This is a genomic window from Streptomyces sp. AK02-01A, assembly GCF_033795305.1.
Classification (GTDB): Bacteria; Actinomycetota; Actinomycetes; order Streptomycetales; family Streptomycetaceae; genus Streptomyces.
In genome coordinates this window covers 99,115-115,137 of sequence record NZ_JARBAE010000005.1, presented here as the reverse complement: position 1 = coordinate 115,137, position 16,023 = coordinate 99,115, and the positions used below count along the sequence as shown (strand labels likewise).

Here is a 16,023-nt window from a genome sequence, read left to right as displayed (position 1 = left end):
CCGGCCGGATCCGCACCGCCGGGGCAGGCCCCGTCCGGCCCGGGTCGGCGGCGTCCATTCGGCCGCCACTCGGCAGCGCGGACCGGTATGAGAGCGCCTCCGGTGCCGGTCGGTCGCATGATGGAACGGTGATCAGTGTCCTGTTCGCCGTGCTGACCGCGATCAGCAACGGCTCCGCCTCGGTGCTCCAGCGCCGGGCCGCCTCCACGGTGCCCGACACCGAGGCCATGCGTCTCTCGCTGATCGGCCATCTGCTGCGGCAGAAGGTGTGGCTGGCCGGGATCAGTCTGGTGCTGGTGGCCGCGGGCTGCCAGGCGGTGGCCCTCGCCACCGGACCGATCGCCGTGGTCCAGCCGATCTTCGTCATCGAGCTGCCCGCCACGCTGCTGATCGCGAGTATCGTCTTCCGGATCCGGCTGCCTCGCTCCGCCTGGTACGGGGTCGCGGCGGTGACCTGCGGGCTGGCTCTGGGCATGGCCAGCGCCGCACCCGGTGGCGGCAATGAGACCGTGCGCGGGACGGCCTGGATCCCGGCACTGATCGCCACCGGGATCTTCGAGGCGGTGCTGATCGCCTGGTCGCTGCGGCTACGGGGCAATCCGCGGGCCGCGCTCCTCGGGCTCGCGGCGGCCTGTGGTTACGCGCTGACCGCCGCACTGATGAAGGACGCCGTGGCACGTCTCGACGACGGTGGCGGCGCGGTGGCGCTGTTCACCTCGTGGCAGCTCTACGGCACCGCTGTCGCCGGAGTGGGAGCGCTGTTCCTGCTGCAGAACGCGCTCCAGGCGGGCTCGCTCGTGGCGTCCCAGCCGATGCTCACGCTCGGCGACGCGCTGATCAGCATCACTTACGGTGTGACGCTGTTCCACGAGACCCTGAACGTCGGCTGGTGGCTGCTGCCCGAGCTCATCGCCATCGCCCTGATCACGGTGGGCTGTGTGGAACTGGCCCGCTCTCCGCTGGCTTCCGGCGCGCCCATGCCCAAGCCTCGCGTCCGCTGACAGCGGCGCGGACGGGAGCGGTATCAGCCGGCTTCCTTCACCGGCGTCGCGCACACGGCGGTTTCCTGTTCGGCCGGGTCCGCGACGGCATCGCCGTCGTCCGTATCCGTCGTGACGGATGCTCCGGGATCCCGGCCGGCCCGGCGCCGGGAGAGGTCCAGCAGGCTGGTGGACGTCAGATGGAGCACGTTCACCACAAGGATCGCCGGCGCGATGATGGCGACGGCGTCGGGCAGCAACGGCTGGAGCAACAGCGCGAGGATGATCGCGGTGATGCCGTTCTGCTGGCTGAGGCACAACGACACGCGGTCGCGACGGGAGAAGCCCCAGGACACGGCGGCACCCACGACGATCTGCGCCGCGAAGGTCGCGCATCCCAGCACGATCCCGACACGAGGATCAATGCCCTGGGCGAGCAGCACACCCACCAGGAACGTCGCCACGAACAGCGCCAGATTGGTCAGGCGTCCGATCCAGCGTCCCAGCGAGGGCCGGAAGAACAACGCCGAAAGGGCCAGCCCGAGCATCAGGAACTGCCAGGTGGCGACGGCCATCAGAGCCACCAGCGCGGCGATCTGAACGGCCCGGCGGGCTCCACCGGCCGGCGCGTCGGCCCGCGCGCGTCGCCGGAGCAGCGCCCAGACGACCGCCGCCGCCAGCAGGAGCGCCAGATTGCCCACCAGCGTCTGGGCGTAGGAGGCGGTGCCGGCCGCGGCGCCGTCGGCACCGGTCAGCACCATCGAGCTGATGACGACCACCAGGACGGTGGTGACAGGATCGTCGAAGGACGCCCAGGCGGCGAGGAGAGACTTCGCGCGCGGTGACATGTCGCGGCTCTCCAGCATCGCGGACACCGACAGCGGGTCGATCTGGGCCATGGCGACCGCGAGCACCAGATACTCGGGCTCCCGGCGGAAGAACAGCGCCAGTACGGCGGCGATGAAGCCGGCCTTGACGATCACACCGAACGTGATCGCGACGACGATCCGGTAGACGTCGCCGCGCGCCTCGGGCCGCGTGATTCCGTACGCGCTTCCGTAGAGACCCACGGCCAGCAGTCCGTATGTCAGATAACTGTACGGTCCTCCATTCGCGCGAATGTCGACGGACAGCCATTGTCCCGCCAGACATCCCGCGCCCGCGATCATGACCGGGAGCAGCAGTGGCAGAAAGAGAGCATCGAAGAGGGCGCGAATACGTCCGGATGCGGACAGCACATCTCTCACCCCCCTCGGCACACCACATCGGGAAACCGGCGGCGCCCGAATACCCGGCAGCGCCGCACCTCGATCATAGAAGGAGGCGGAAAGGCGGACAAGGAATTCATGGCCGAACTGTCAGGTTCTGGCCAGCTCGCGGCCCAGCCTGGCCATTTGCCTGTCCGCGCCGGCCACCATGGACTGGTCGAGAGTCACGCCCACAAGAAAACGGCGATCCGGCAGTGCGTGGAAATATACGGCACCCTGCTCCACATCGAGGACCACTTGACTGAGCTCTCCTCGCATGATGGCGTGCAGAGAGACATTCATACGCCGTACGACGCCGGGCAGTAACTGGCCCATCCTGCCGTACTTGTCGCGCCGTTGGTCGGGAGTGGGGCCCCGGAAGAATTTCTCCAGCGCCGGATGACGGAAGACATCGGCCACGAAAGGCGTGTGCGGATCCCTGTAATACGCGACGTAGTGCAACCCGCGCACATCAAGCGCGGCCTGCAATATGTCCGATGCGTCGGTGGTCTCCGCGGGTTTCTGCGAGACATAGCCTGCGGTTTCATCGGTGTCCGCGGTTTCATCGGTGTCCTCGGATTCCTCCGGATCTCCTTCTTCCTCGGCCACGGGAGAGGACGCCGGAGGTCCGGTGAGCGAAGCGGCCACGGCCGCGCCCGGCCTGCTGAAGAAAGAGCCGAAGTCCAGCGGGCTGTACCGCACGGCGGTCCTGAGTTCATTGACGCTTTCCGCCATCATCAGGTCCAGCTCGTCAAGCCGGTCCACGGCCGGTGTGGCGCCGTAAAGGTGAAATCCCTGCTCGATGAAGTAATAGAAGACCGAACCGGTGGGCACCCGCAGGACCGTACGAATAAGTGCTCCGGTGCGGAGTTCGGCGAAATCGGGTTCAAGCTCTTCGAGTATGTAATAGAGCTGCCGGCCCGTCCGCTCATGAGCCCGGGAGACCTGCGGAAAACCGGAGCTGTCCTCGGGCGTCTCCGTGGCGGCGTCGAGGACCACCTTGGCTGTGTCGCGGTCGTAGAGCACGAGGTGCGCCAGCCCCTCCGAGTCCAGCAACTGACGCAGTCTGGTGGCCAGATCATTCATCTGTGGACTCTCTCCATCCGGATACCGCACAGCGGATCCCTCCGTGATCTCCGTGTGCTCAGACATCCAGGACCTCCAGGTCCGCACCGAGCCTGCGGTACGGCTGGGCGACAAGGGCGCCGGCGAGCCGATGGCCCTCGTCGAAGAACTCCGCGGCGCGGCGCTTGACGGTGGCGAGCAGCTCCGCGTTGTCCCGGGTTCGTGAGCCGGCCAGATTGGCCATGGCTGTCAGAGTGATCGCGTGCCGGGGCCCCCAGGCGCTGCTCAGCTCGCAGCCCTTCAGGATCTCCTCGTCCTCCGTGATCAGCTCCTGCCTGCTGACCTGACCCAGCGCCTCCAGGCAGTTGTTCTGGTTCATCCGCGCGACCAGCGTGTAGCGGTGCTCACGTCCCAGGGCGCTCTTGAGCTGGTGCGCGGCCTTCTTGGCGTGGTCCGACGCGTTGTCCCGGTCGTCGATGTCCAGCAGATACAGCGCGAGATTGCTGCGGCAGATGCCCGTGAAGGGATGGTCGGCGCCGAACAGCTCGACGTAGTGGTCGAGAACCTCCTCGGCGTAGCCCGCCGCGTCTCCCGGCCGTCCGGCGGCATGCAGACCCGCGGCGACGGCCAGACGGGAGGACATGGTGCGCGGATGGCCGTCACTCCACTGGCGCTGGAAGCCGCTGTGCGCGTCCTGGAGCAGTTCCAGACCATGCCCCGCCCGGCCCTGCCGGACCATCGTCATGCCAAGGCTCTGCAGCGCCCACAGCGTCAGATAGTGGTCGTCCGCCAGGAGATCCCGGAGCCGGTTCCTGGCTTCGAGGAGGTGCTCCTCGGAGATGTCGAGCTGACCCGCCTCCCGGTGGAAGGTGCCGAGGTCGGCGTAGGACCTCCAGGTCTGGTGATTGCGCTCTCCGAGCGCACGCCGGCGGGTCTCGAAGGTGGACTGGCCCTGGCGCACCGCGGCCTCGACGGACTCCATGTAGAACTTGGACAGCGCGAGATTGGCGGAGGCGTTGAGCGTCTCGGTGTGGTCGACACCGATCGCGTCGCACAGACCGAAGTACGAGCGCCTGTCCTCGTCGAACGCCCCGTCGAAGTCACCCATGGCGCGCAGATCCGCCGCGTAACCCCGCCCCGCCAGCAGCGCGTAGGTGTGATGGCTGCTCAGAGCGCGCTGGGCCATGACGGCGTGCTTGCTGTGGGACAGGGCCTCCTCGTACCTGCCGAGCATCCGGCACGCCGCGCCCACCTGTGACTCCAGGCGCAGCACGGCCATGTGCTCGGAGCCGAGCCTCGCGCGCCACTTCAGCAGGATCCGGGTGCCCAGCTCACGTGCGTCACTCCACTGCTCCCAGAACCAGCGGTAGCGGACCTGGTTGACAAGCCAGGCGTGCACGGCCGGGTCGTCGCTGTCCAGCGCTCCGGACACCACCACGTGCTGGTCCAGTTCGGCGAAGGTCTGGCGGTGGCCCGGTTCGTCGCGTTCCAGGTCGCTCGGCGCCATCGAGGCCAGGACGCTCAGTGCCTGCGCGCGCGTGAGCGCCTGCTCCTCCGGCGACATCCAGCCACGCACCAGATCCTGGACCACCCGGTGCACCTTCAGCTTCCGGGCCGACTGGTCCACCACGGCCAGGGCCTGCACGCTGAGCTCGTTCAGCAGGGTCCGCAGCAGGATGCTGTCCCGCAGTCTCTCGTCCCGCTCGGCCAGCAGGTCCCGCATCACCTTCGACTGGATGACCTTCAGCCCGACCCCGTCCGGTGACATGAAGACACACAGGTCCAGCAGCCTCGCGGCGGCCGGTGAGCCTCCCAGCAGCTTCTCGTAGGCGAGGCGGTAGACCGCGGCGAACTTCTGGTATTCCTCGGGAAAACCCTCCGCGGACAGCGGAGTGCCGCTGTCCAGCAGGGCGATGTACTCGTCGACGGACTCCGGTGCCACGGCCAGCCAGGCCGCCGCGGCCTCCTCGATGAGCGGAAGCTGACCCAGCCGTTCCGCGAGCCGGGACAGCTCCGCGTCACTCGCTCCAGGGAGCTTCCGGCTGAGCAGGGTGAGGCTCTCCGCCGGAGTGAAGACATCCACATGCCGCAGGTCGAAGTGCGGCCAGCCGGGATTGCGCGAGGTGATCAGGACATGGCCGGCGCCACCGCTCGGGATGTACGGCTCGACGGATTCCTGGTTCTCGGCGTCGTCGAATATCAGCAGCCACCTGGGGCAGTACTTCTCCAGCCGCAGATCTTCGAGCAGTACGTCCCATTCCTCGCCCGTGCGGGCGCCGTCCGAGTTCCGGTTGACGGCCCGGGCGAGCTCGGCGAGTGAAACCCGGACGGCCTCCGGATCCGAGGCGGGAATCCACCAGACCAAGTCGTACTCGGCGGCGAAGCGATGCGCGTACTCCACGGCGATCTGCTTCTTGCCCACGCCCTTCATGCCCCAGAGCACCTGAGGGGCGGGCCGGTCCGCGACGCCGGAGCGGAAGGATTCACGCAGCGCGTCGAGCTGCGCCACACGGCCCGTGAAGGCCGAGTTGCGCACCGGGATCTTCCACACGTCCGGCTGCCGGCCGGGGAAACGCGGCCCCGCCGACGGGATCAGCAGAGCCTCGTCACGGGTCCGGATGCCGAAGCGGGCCAGCAGCGCCCGGCGGGCCGCCTCCTCGCTCAGACCCGCCAGACTGGCGGCGTCCAGCCAGTCGAACTGCGGGGCGAGACGCGCTCCGCTGACCCGCAGACCGACGACCCGCCGCTCCCGGTCACTGCTGACAGGCGCGCCCGTGCTGAGCCGTTCGACGGTCCGGCCCACCGGTGTTCCCTGGAGCTGCGGGGACAGCAGGACCAGGAGATAGTCGGAATCGGGCAGTGAGTCCGGGTCCTGCCCGTCCGGCCGGCGGTGAATCACCTGGATCCGCGCGGGCCTGAGCTGCTCGCCTATCCAGTCGGCCCACATCTGGTCGTCCGGCGCGTGCAACAGGGCGACGGTCCGCACCTCGGTGGACCGTCCGGTGTTGAACAACCGCTCGTAGTACCAGTTGCGCTGAGCGTCCGACACGGGTTCGAAGCCGTCGACCGCGCCGTCGGTGACGCGTGCGACGGCTTTCACATACTGCGCGAGCACACTGATCTTCTGCCGTGGGTTCTCGACCATCACCGCGAGCTCTTCACCGAAGGCGAAGTAAGGCTTGTACGGGATCTGCACCTCGCCCCAGTACGCGTCGAGCTGGTCCTCGCCCCGGATGTCCAGGAACCGGTCGAGGACGCGCCGGGCCTCCTTGATGCTCCTGGCGCGCCGCTCCTCCTCGGAGAAGTCGATACGCATCGGCAGCATGTGCAGGCGGATGGGCCGGTGGTAGTCGCTGATCCGCTGGGCCATCCGGCCGGCGCCCTCGATCGCCTGACGGTTCATGGCCAGTCCGACGACGACGCTGTCCGGCAGGGCCAGGGTGCAGATGCCCGCTCCGTCGGAGAAGCTGGTGCGGCTGTCGATGAGGATGTAGTCGTAGTCGCTGTCGTGCATCCGGGCACGGAGCGCCTCAAGGAACTCCCTGCCGTCGTCACTGGCCTGGAACGTGCCCCAGTCGAACCCGCGCAGCCGCTCCGCGTAACCGTCGTCCATCCGGCCCGGCCCGATGTAGTCCAGCCGGCCGCCTTCCGGGAAGGGGTAGTTGACCCCGACCCGGTAGCGCTCGAAGTTGGCGTGTTCGTCGTACAGACCGCTCAGGTCCTCCGGAATCCCGTCCTCGTCGCTGGTGGCCGCGTCGGCGAAGGCACAGAACATGTCGAGGATCCCGGCGCCGAAACGCAGGTCGGGGACCGGGAGATACTCGTGGTAGTACAGATGCAGCCCCGGGGCTTCGAGATCCCAGTCGATGACAAGGACGGACTTCCCGTGGCTCGCCATGATCCAGGCGGCGTTCGCCAGGGCCATGGTGCGGCCCGCGCCCTCCTTGAAGGAATAGAACGCGATGATCTCCGCCGGTCGGCTGGTCGTGGTCATCCTCCGCCCCACAGTTCTCCGGACGCTCCGCTGAACAGCGGCGGCCACGGCCCCGCGCTCCGTCTGATCCATCCGGCGCGCTCGCGCCGTCTGCGGCTCAGTCGCTCGGACGCGCTCTCCGGCGACAGATCACCGGTCCTGTCCCAGGGAGCCTCCTCGCCGGTCCGGTCTCCGTCCTGGTGCGCGACGGTGTCGGCCAGCACTCCGGCGACGGTGTGGGCCAGGGCTTCCGGCGACCCGACCTCATGATGCGCCGCGCCCAGCATCCGAGCCGGGGTGCGCGCCATCGCCTCCCGCAGTCGTCTGGCGTTCAGCCGGCTCTCCTCGTCCTGCCGGGTCAGCACCACGATGACGGCCGAGATACCGGCGCCGGAGCGCGACAGCCGCTCCCACAGCGCACGAAAGGAGACATCACCCGTCATCCAGGCGTCGACGAGCACCAGGACGGCCGCCTGGTCACCGGTGCCGAGATCGGGATCAGGAGGATCGGAATCGAGCGGGACGACAGTCATCCGGTCGACGCCGCAGGCGCGCAGCGCCCGTCTGACGACGGACACGGCGGCTTCGTCGCTCCCCGGCCGGAACGGACGCCACTCCTCCGGGGATTCGCCGTAGGCCGTCACGGACGTACGCAGCGTCTCCATCCGGGTCCTGGTGCCCGCGACAAGGGCCACGACGATCTCCTGACCGGTGTCATGCCGGTCCGGGTGTCTGGTCGGCGCGCCGGAGACACCGCGATCCCTGGACGGCGGGACGGGACCGAAGCGCGGGGCCACCGCGCGGCTCTCGGACTCGCTCAGGTCGGGCAGCGGCGTGTTGGCGGCGCGGGTGAGCCGTTCGGCGACCTGCCGGACCAGGATCCGGTACTCGTCCCAGTGCAGCGGGTCCCGCTGGAGCCCCAGCACTCCGGGCCCCTGATATCCCTGGCCGGACTCGTCGTCCAGGATCTGTCCGGTGCTGGCGACGACATGCGGCAGGACCAGGTCATCGGCCCGCCACAGCACTCCGATCAGAGAATCCGGCCGCTCACCGGTCTGCCGTGTCCGGCGGTCCATTCGCTCCCGGAACACCGACCATTCCCGCGCGCACTGGGGGTCGCGCAGATAATCCGCGGAGTACAGCGCCAGTACGGAGCGGCAGTTGAGCACAGCGGGGTCCGGTCCGGGTGTGGGCTCCGCGTGTTTGAGCCGGCCCCTGGTCTCGGGGCCGCTGCCCAGCAGGCTGTGGATCTCGTTCTGCACATCGCTGTGAAACCGCTGGACCGGTCCTCTGTCACCGGTCGAACCGGCATAGCTGGTGTAAAATAATGGCCCCACTCCAACCCCCAAGGGCCTGCCTCCGGAAACCCTCTACGGCCTGCCTGTTCTGTCGGTGCGCATGGGTGACGGCTCGATATCCCTGAGAACATCCCTGAGATCCTTGTGCGAAGCCGCCACTTCGGGTCTAGTGTAGGCAAGATTGGCCTCAACGCGCCCTGGAAACACGTCATTTGGCCGAACCTCATCCGAAAGAGCGAGCGGCGACGCCTGTCCGTGCTGGTCCCCGCCTCTGTCGCGCCGCACGGACGGGTGAGGGGATCCTTCGTCGAGCCGGGTGCGGATGTGCCGGATGAGCAGGGAGAGATCGCGGCAGTAGACCGAGGGATTGCCGAAACCATTCCCTCGCCCGTAGCGGTGCGCACGTATCCCGCCACCGCAGATGTCCACCAGCGGACACATGAGGCAGGTGCGGCACAGTGACCCCGTCCCGTACTCCGGTACCTCGGGGAGGGCGAGTATCTCGTCGAACGAGTGGCTGAATACGTTTCCGCCGGTGTTCCCGGCGCCGTCCGCGACCGCCTTGAGCGAGTCCGTCCAGGCGACCGTGCCGTCCGATTCGATCACCGCGGCGGCCGCGGGCAGCGTGCCCACGAGTTCGCTGCCGCCACTGCCGCCGCCGTACCGGCAGAGGGAGATGACCGCCTCGAAAAGACGCACGTGCACCGGACGGCCCGTCTGCCACCACCGGTCGAAGGCCGCCGCGAGCCAGGCACCGTACGGCGCTGTCCCGCCGGTGGTGCCCGGCGGCGGATGGTCCCATGTCCCGTCCGGCAGGAGGAAGTCGATGGCGGGCGGCCGGTGGGACACCAGCGCGTCGTACGTCCGGACCGGATCGTTCGCCGTGTCCACCGTGCACAGCAGGCCCTCGAACAGCCCGGCGTAGCGCGGCCGTCCGAGCCGCGCCAGAGCGCGTACGGTCTCCTGGTGGCTGCCGGCTCCCCGTCCGTCACCGGACCGCCGGGGCCGGCGGCGCCGATGCCGGTTGTGCGCCTCCTGATCGCCGTCCAGGCTGAGGCCCACGCGCACGTCATGGCGCAGCAGCACCTCCAGCATGGCCTCGTCGAGCAGCAGGCCGTTGCTCTGTACGGCGAGCCGCACCTCCGTCTCCGTGCCGGCGAGGGCATGCCGTACGGACTCCGCGAAGCCGGCGATCACCTCTTCGCCGGCGAGCAGAGGTTCGCCGCCGTGCAGGATCACTCGGATCCGGCGCAGCCGGTGACGGCGCGCGTGCTCCGCGATCCGCAGCACCAGACGGTCCCGCACCGCGGACGGCATGGTCCGCGGACGCCCGCGCCAGCCGGTGTCCCGCAGCTCGTACACGTAACAGTAGTCACACGCGAGATTGCAGCGGCTGTGGAGTTTGACGACGAATTGGTCGAGGGCCCGCAGTACCGTGCCGCCACCCGGACCGAGTGATACCCGAGGCATGGGCCAAGGCTTCGGCGAGGGTGCGAATTCCTCGAAGGTCGGGCCCGGGCGTCCGCCGGAGTCGTCGGCATGAGGTGACACGGGCTCAGGGCGCGCCGGAGAAGAGGATCTTGGCCGGGCCGAATGTACTCGCCGGTGGTTCCGCGGCCACTCCACCCTGGTGCCCCCGTCCGTCATGATGGAGGCCCCGGCATGCTCCGGCCGGAGCGGCCGGCGGCATGTCGGTGATAAGTCCCCCACGTAAACGTACGCATGCCGCTTCCGGCCCGGTGAGGTGTCAACTGGCCAAAGTCAGGTGATTTTCGGTAGGACCGGGGCAATGGCAAGGTGCGACGGAAGTGAGGGGCCGCATGGCGAACTACTTCATCACGAGTTTCGCCGCCGGGGAGAATGAGTCCTATACGGCGAGATTCCACAATGACCTGGTCCGAGAGGTGGAGGCGCTGACGGGCAAGGGGATCACCGCGGCCATGTGCGGCAGTTGTGGCGGCGCGCGCCCCAACACTCTGTCGCCCGCCGCCGATACGGGCGTCATGGTCTCGCTCTGCTCCGAGCTGTACTACACGGACCATGGCTGCGGATGGGACTGGGCCCTGTTCGAACGCCGCCTGGAGCGCGTCTCCGCCGAGCTGCGTCCGGCGTCCGCCCGGTCGCGCGTCCTCGTCCGCTGGCAGCCCGCGGACCCGCCGCCCGGCCTGCCCCGGGCCCCGGTGAACCACTCCGGCGTTCTGGGCGACTACGCCCTGACGGGGCTGCTCGGCATCATGCGCCGCCGAGGGTGGAATTCCGAGCCGTACCGCGCGGCGCTCCGTGAGATAGCCGCCGCCGTGCGTACCGGACACGCCGCGGACCTGCCACCGCTGCCCCTGGACGACCGCTCCCGGATGTGGCCCGCGTTCCCTTCCGTACGGGCGAAGATCCCGAGTCCCGGCGGAGAGCGATCCCAGGAGCCGTTGACCAGGACGGGACAGGACGGCTCCGGAGAGAACGGCGAGGACGGACGGCTGTACTACATCAGCTACGCGAGGGCCGACCAGGAGTGGGCGAGCTGGGTCGACTACCACATACGCGAGCTCGGCCAGCATACGGAGATGGACATCTACGACTGGCAGCTCGGCCAGAACTCACTGCGCCGTGTGCAGGACGCGCTCCAGCGGGCCCACAAGGTCATCGCGCTCATCTCACCGGCCTATCTCAACCCGGACAGCCCCACGGCGTCCGAATGGGGCGACGCCCTCGCCCATCACGGCCCGGACGGCACTCCGCGGTTCACACCGCTGCTGATCAGGGAGACGGAGCTGCCGCCGCTGCTGCGCGGAGTCGTCACCGCCGAGCTGGCGGGCCTGAGCAGCGCCGCCGCCGTGGATGTCATAGCCGCCGTCGTGGCGGGCGGCGGCAGGCGGCGCCGCCCGACCGCTCCACCACCACTGCCCGCTTCATGACGGGGACACCGGCGGCGCCGAGCGGGCATAATCGTCGGCCACACCGGTACGGGGAGCGCGGGACGACCGAGGGGGGCCTGTGACGGCGAGAGAGCTGGACTTCTTCGTGAGCTACGCCAGCCCGGAGCTGTCCTGGGCCGAGTGGGTCGCCTGGCAGCTCCAGGAGGCCGGTTACATGGTCGAACTGGACGCGTGGAACTGGGACGTCGGCGCCAACGCGGTGACCCGGATGTCCCAGGCGCTCACGAACGCGCGCAAGATGGTCGCGCTCTTCTCGCCCGCCTACTTCGAACCGCACCGCTTCACCACCGACGAGTGGACGGCGGTCGTGGTCCTCGGCCGGGATTCGGACCGGCTGATACCGGTCCTGATCGAGGACATGGACAAGGACATCATTCCGGCCGTGCTGCGCCCGCTCGTTCCGGTGCGGATCCACGGTGTTCCGGCCGACGTGGCCAAGGAGCGGCTGCTGCGCGCGGTGTCGGGCGCACAGCCCGCGCCGCCGGTCGCCGAACCTCCCTTCCCCGGCGGTGCGGCCGGGAGGTCCGTGTCCGTACCGCCGTCCGCGAGCGGCGGTGCCTCCCGGAAACCACGGAGACCTGTCGGTGAGGCGCCGTCGAAGGGAAGCCGGCAACCGGGCTCGGGATCCGGTGTGTACGAGACGGCGGGGCCGATCGTGTCGTCGCCGGTCATCGCCGACGACCTCGTCCTCGTCGGCAGCGACGACGGACGGCTGCACGCCGTGCACCGGGGCCGGATGACCGGCGCCTGGACGGCGGAACTGGGCGGTGGACCGGTGCGGTCCTCACCGGTCGTCGACGGCGAGCTGGTGTTCGCGGGCGGCGACGACGGGGTGTACGCCCTGGACCTCGCTTCCGGAGAGCGTGCCTGGGCCCTGCACACGGACGAACCGGTCAGCTCGCGCCCGGCCGTCGTGGACAACACGGTGTACGTCGCCGCGGACGACATCGATGTCTACGCACTGCCGCGGAGCTACGCGGCGTCCGTGCGCTGGCTCTGGAAGCGCCCGGCGCCGGGCCCGGGAGCGGCCGGATCCGGCCCGGTCTCCTCGCCCTGCCTCGCGGACGGGATGATCTATGTCGGAGGCCGGTCGGGTCATCTGAACGCGATCGACGCGGTCACCGGCACCGGCCAGTGGTCGCGGCGGCTGGGAGATCTGGTCTCCTCCAGCCCGGTCGTCGTCGACGGCACCGTCTATGTGGGCAGCGACGACTGCCACGTATGGTCCCTGGACGCCGCCACCGGACGCGTTCGCTGGGACTTCGAGACCGGTGGCCCGGTGGTGTCGTCGCCGGCGGTGGCGGACGGGATCGTGTACGTCGGCAGCGACGACGGCTTTCTCTACGCGATCGAGGCCACGACAGGCAAGCGCCGCTGGGCCTTTCCCACCGGCAGAGGAGTGCTCAGCTCGCCGCTCGTCGCGGACGGCACGGTCTATGTCGGCAGCCTGGACAGCAGGCTGTACGCACTGGACGCCAGGACCGGCCGCCGCCTCTGGCGGTTCGGCACCGGCGGTCCGGTGATCTCCTCGCCGGTCCTGCGGGACGGCATCGTCCAGGTGGCCTCCATGGACGGGCGGCTGTACGCCGTTCACGCCTGATCGTCAGACCGCGGGGTCGCGGCCGGTGGCACCCAGCATCAGCTCCGGGTCCCGGACGCCCGCCAGCCGGGCGAAGCCGATCACATACTCCCGGGTGTGCGCCTGCGCGCGGCGCAGTTCGGACCGGCACTCGGCCGCGTACGGCCAGTCGGCCTCGGGGAGTTCGGGATGAGCGCTCTCGAACTCCCGCAGCCGCGGGTGCCACTTGGACAGGAACGGCCTGAGCTCGCGATTGAGCAGATTCACCGCCAGATACTCGACGGTGAGGCCCTCGCCGGGAGCGGAGGGCCGCGCGGCCCTGAGGATGTCGCGGGTGGTGGAGAACAGTCCGTACAGCGAGGTGAGGGCTTCCCTGATGAGACCCTCGTCGTCCTCCAGCCGCTGTATCGAGACGCGGGTCACGGACTCCACGAACAACTGCCAGGAGACCCGTTGAGCGTCGTCGTTCACCACGAAGGTGAGTTCGCTGAACTGCGGGATGCTGATCCGTACCTCGGTGAGCCGGGCGGTCCGCCGGTAGAGGTCGATTCCCAGAGCGATCAACGCGCCCAGGACGGCCCCGACGAGAACGAACGCGTAGCCGCCACCGGCTTCGTTGAGCGTGTAGAGGGCCGTCGCGCCGCCGGCGCCCAGGACCGCCGCGGCGGCGACGCGTAACGTACGCCCTCTGGCGGTCCTGCTGATCATCCAGGGATTCTATCGGCCAACTTCCCTTTTAAAAAGAGCAGTTCATCCCGGTCGGAGTGGTTGCGCGGGACCCTGTTCTGGTGTTGGTGCGTCCGGCGGACATCGGCGGCCACCGGCGGCCATGGACGGGCGGCCGCGGGAACAGAGAAACGGGCCCCACCAGGACTTATGCCACTGGATGAGACCCGTCTCACACGCTGGTGTCCGAGGGGGGACTTGAACCCCCACGCCCGATAAAGGGCACTAGCACCTCAAGCTAGCGCGTCTGCCATTCCGCCACCCGGACAAGGTGTCTGCCGACGGCCCTGGGCCGTTCCGACGTGGAAAACCATAGCAAACATTCGACGGTGCCCGATCACGCCCCGTTCCGTGTGACGAGCGCCCGAAGGCGGCCGGGGCCGCCCTTGGGGTCCGGAGGCGGTTCGCGGGAGAATATGAGGACCACCAGCAACGACCGTGGGAGTGAGCAGCGTGAGCGAGCCGAGCGCGGGCAGGACCGTATCGGGCGAGGACGAGGTCGTGGACCTCTGCCGTGACCTGATCCGGATCGACACCAGCAACTACGGCGACCACTCGGGGCCGGGGGAGCGGGCCGCCGCCGAGTATGTGGCGGAGAAGCTCGCCGAAGTGGGTCTCGAACCGCAGATCTTCGAGTCGCACAAGGGCCGCGCGTCCACCGTGGCACGGATCGAGGGTGAGGATCCTTCCAGGCCCGCCCTGCTCATCCATGGCCACACCGATGTCGTCCCGGCCAACGCCGACGACTGGAAGCACCATCCGTTCTCCGGCGAGATCGCGGACGGCTGTGTCTGGGGCCGCGGCGCGGTCGACATGAAGGACATGGACGCGATGACCCTCGCGGTCGTACGCGACCGGATGCGCAGCGGACGCAAACCTCCGCGCGACATCGTGCTGGCCTTCCTCGCCGACGAGGAGGCGGGCGGCACCTACGGGGCGCGGTATCTCGTCGACAATCACCCGGGCCTCTTCGAGGGCGTCACGGAGGCGATCAGCGAGGTCGGCGGCTTCTCCTTCACCGTCAACGAGAATCTGCGGCTGTATCTGATCGAGACGGCGCAGAAGGGCATGCACTGGATGCGGCTGACCGTGGACGGCACCGCCGGACACGGCTCGATGACCAACAACGACAACGCCATCACCGAGCTGTGCGAGGCCGTGGGCCGGCTGGGCCGCCATCAGTGGCCGGTGAGGGTGACCAAGACCGTACGGTCCTTCCTCGACGAGCTGTCCGACGCCCTCGGCACCCCGCTGGATCCGGAGGACATGGAGGCGACACTCGCCAAGCTCGGCGGCATCGCGAAGATGATCGGGGCCACCCTGCGCAACTCCGCCGCTCCGACCATGCTCGGAGCCGGCTACAAGGTGAACGTCATCCCCGGTCAGGCGACGGCCCATGTCGACGGCCGTTTCCTGCCGGGTTACGAGGAGGAGTTCCTGACCGACCTCGACCGGATCCTCGGCCCGCGGGTCAAGCGCGAGGACGTGCACGGCGACAAGGCCCTGGAGACCAGCTTCGACGGGAAGCTGGTGGAGGCCATGCAGACCGCGCTCTCGGCGGAGGACCCGATCGCGCGCGCCGTGCCCTACATGCTCTCCGGCGGCACGGACGCCAAGTCCTTCGACGACCTCGGTATCCGCGGCTTCGGATTCGCGCCGCTCAAGCTGCCGCCGGAGCTGGACTTCGCCGGGATGTTCCACGGTGTGGACGAGCGGGTACCGGTGGAGGGTCTGACATTCGGTGTGCGCGTACTGGACCGGTTCATCGACCAGAGCTGAACCGGCGGCCACTGAACCGGCGGTGGTGAAAACGGCCTCATGAATTCGCCAACGCCGGTGCGGAGCAGGGCTATTCGTCAACGCGTGCGTATTTGACTGAAAAGAGTGAATGCGACCATAGGCTCGTAGCCTCATTACTCCCTCCTCGTTACAGGTGTGCGGTCCGCGGCTGGGACCGCGTGTTTGCCAACAAGGAGGAATAATGATCAAGAAGGTCGTCGCTGCTGCGGCAGTCACTGGTGGTCTGGTGCTCGCGGGCGCGGGCATGGCCGTCGCCGACTCGGGCGCTCAGGGTGCCTCTGTGAACTCCCCCGGCGTGGTTTCGGGCAATGTCATCCAGGTGCCCGTCCATGTGCCGGTGAGCGCGTGCGGCAATACGGTCTCCGTGATCGGGCTGCTGAACCCCGCCTTCGGCAACACCTGCGTCAACGCGTGACGTTGGC

Annotated in this window: 11 protein-coding genes and 1 tRNA gene; 5 read left to right on the top strand and 7 right to left on the bottom strand. The window is 68.8% G+C overall.

Annotated features, from left to right (window positions below; translation table 11 throughout):
• The first annotated feature begins 128 nt into the window (after positions 1 to 128).
• The gene (locus PV679_RS07830) at positions 129 to 1,001 is read left to right on the top strand and encodes a DMT family transporter (protein ID WP_319679332.1); all 873 of its coding nucleotides are present in this window, start codon (positions 129 to 131) and stop codon (positions 999 to 1,001) included.
• A gap of 23 nt (positions 1,002 to 1,024) precedes the next feature.
• Here PV679_RS07830 and PV679_RS07825 read toward each other — a convergent pair whose 3' ends face one another.
• The 5 genes from PV679_RS07825 to PV679_RS07805 all read right to left on the bottom strand — a co-directional run bounded on the left by PV679_RS07825 (position 1,025) and on the right by PV679_RS07805 (position 10,033).
• Positions 1,025 to 2,218 (bottom strand): hypothetical protein, encoded by a 1,194-nt coding sequence (locus PV679_RS07825; RefSeq protein WP_319679331.1) that lies wholly within the window; start codon positions 2,216 to 2,218, stop codon positions 1,025 to 1,027.
• A 120-nt stretch (positions 2,219 to 2,338) separates the two neighbouring features.
• On the bottom strand, positions 2,339 to 3,313 hold the full coding sequence (locus PV679_RS07820) for a hypothetical protein (protein ID WP_319679330.1): 975 nt from the start codon (positions 3,311 to 3,313) through the stop codon (positions 2,339 to 2,341).
• Positions 3,314 to 3,371: 58 nt separating this feature from the next.
• A complete protein-coding gene (gene fxsT, locus PV679_RS07815; protein ID WP_319679329.1) occupies positions 3,372 to 7,286 on the bottom strand; it encodes an FxSxx-COOH system tetratricopeptide repeat protein in 3,915 nt (1,304 codons plus the stop codon).
• The gene (gene fsxC, locus PV679_RS07810; protein ID WP_319679328.1) at positions 7,283 to 8,527 is read right to left on the bottom strand and encodes an FxsC protein; all 1,245 of its coding nucleotides are present in this window, start codon (positions 8,525 to 8,527) and stop codon (positions 7,283 to 7,285) included. Before fsxC ends, fxsT begins: the two co-directional genes overlap by 4 nt.
• Positions 8,528 to 8,635: 108 nt before the next feature.
• Positions 8,636 to 10,033, bottom strand: a complete 1,398-nt coding sequence (locus PV679_RS07805; RefSeq protein WP_319679327.1) for an FxsB family cyclophane-forming radical SAM/SPASM peptide maturase — start codon at positions 10,031 to 10,033, stop codon at positions 8,636 to 8,638.
• A 350-nt stretch (positions 10,034 to 10,383) separates the two neighbouring features.
• Between PV679_RS07805 and PV679_RS07800 the strand changes: the two genes are divergently transcribed.
• Both PV679_RS07800 and PV679_RS07795 read left to right on the top strand, forming a co-directional pair.
• The gene (locus PV679_RS07800) at positions 10,384 to 11,475 is read left to right on the top strand and encodes a toll/interleukin-1 receptor domain-containing protein (protein ID WP_319679326.1); all 1,092 of its coding nucleotides are present in this window, start codon (positions 10,384 to 10,386) and stop codon (positions 11,473 to 11,475) included.
• Between the two features lie 79 nt (positions 11,476 to 11,554).
• The gene (locus PV679_RS07795) at positions 11,555 to 13,096 is read left to right on the top strand and encodes a toll/interleukin-1 receptor domain-containing protein (RefSeq protein ID WP_319679325.1); all 1,542 of its coding nucleotides are present in this window, start codon (positions 11,555 to 11,557) and stop codon (positions 13,094 to 13,096) included.
• Between the two features lie 3 nt (positions 13,097 to 13,099).
• Here the strand turns inward: PV679_RS07795 and PV679_RS07790 are convergent, their stop codons facing one another.
• Positions 13,100 to 13,783: a hypothetical protein gene (locus PV679_RS07790; protein ID WP_319679324.1), complete on the bottom strand. Its 684-nt coding sequence runs from the start codon at positions 13,781 to 13,783 to the stop codon at positions 13,100 to 13,102.
• A 198-nt stretch (positions 13,784 to 13,981) separates the two neighbouring features.
• Positions 13,982 to 14,069: transfer RNA gene (locus tag PV679_RS07785), tRNA-Leu, on the bottom strand.
• Between the two features lie 185 nt (positions 14,070 to 14,254).
• Here PV679_RS07785 and PV679_RS07780 point away from each other — a divergent pair.
• A complete protein-coding gene (locus PV679_RS07780; protein ID WP_319679323.1) occupies positions 14,255 to 15,580 on the top strand; it encodes a M20/M25/M40 family metallo-hydrolase in 1,326 nt (441 codons plus the stop codon).
• A gap of 202 nt (positions 15,581 to 15,782) precedes the next feature.
• Positions 15,783 to 16,016 carry a chaplin ChpH gene (chpH, locus tag PV679_RS07775; protein WP_319679322.1) on the top strand — a complete coding sequence of 78 codons (234 nt, stop codon included), beginning with the start codon at positions 15,783 to 15,785 and terminating at the stop codon, positions 16,014 to 16,016.
• Positions 16,017 to 16,023 lie beyond the last annotated feature (7 nt).

What these genes read in the sequence shown, in the direction of transcription:
- fxsT (WP_319679329.1), bottom strand. Translation starts at nt 7,286, where the DNA reads ATGACCACGACCAGCCGACCGGCGGAGATCATCGCGTTCTATTCCTTC.
- PV679_RS07820 (WP_319679330.1), bottom strand. Translation starts at nt 3,313, where the DNA reads ATGAATGATCTGGCCACCAGACTGCGTCAGTTGCTGGACTCGGAGGGG.
- PV679_RS07790 (WP_319679324.1), bottom strand. Translation starts at nt 13,783, where the DNA reads ATGATCAGCAGGACCGCCAGAGGGCGTACGTTACGCGTCGCCGCCGCG.
- PV679_RS07800 (WP_319679326.1), top strand. Translation starts at nt 10,384, where the DNA reads ATGGCGAACTACTTCATCACGAGTTTCGCCGCCGGGGAGAATGAGTCC.
- chpH (WP_319679322.1), top strand. Translation starts at nt 15,783, where the DNA reads ATGATCAAGAAGGTCGTCGCTGCTGCGGCAGTCACTGGTGGTCTGGTG.
- PV679_RS07805 (WP_319679327.1), bottom strand. Translation starts at nt 10,033, where the DNA reads ATGCCTCGGGTATCACTCGGTCCGGGTGGCGGCACGGTACTGCGGGCC.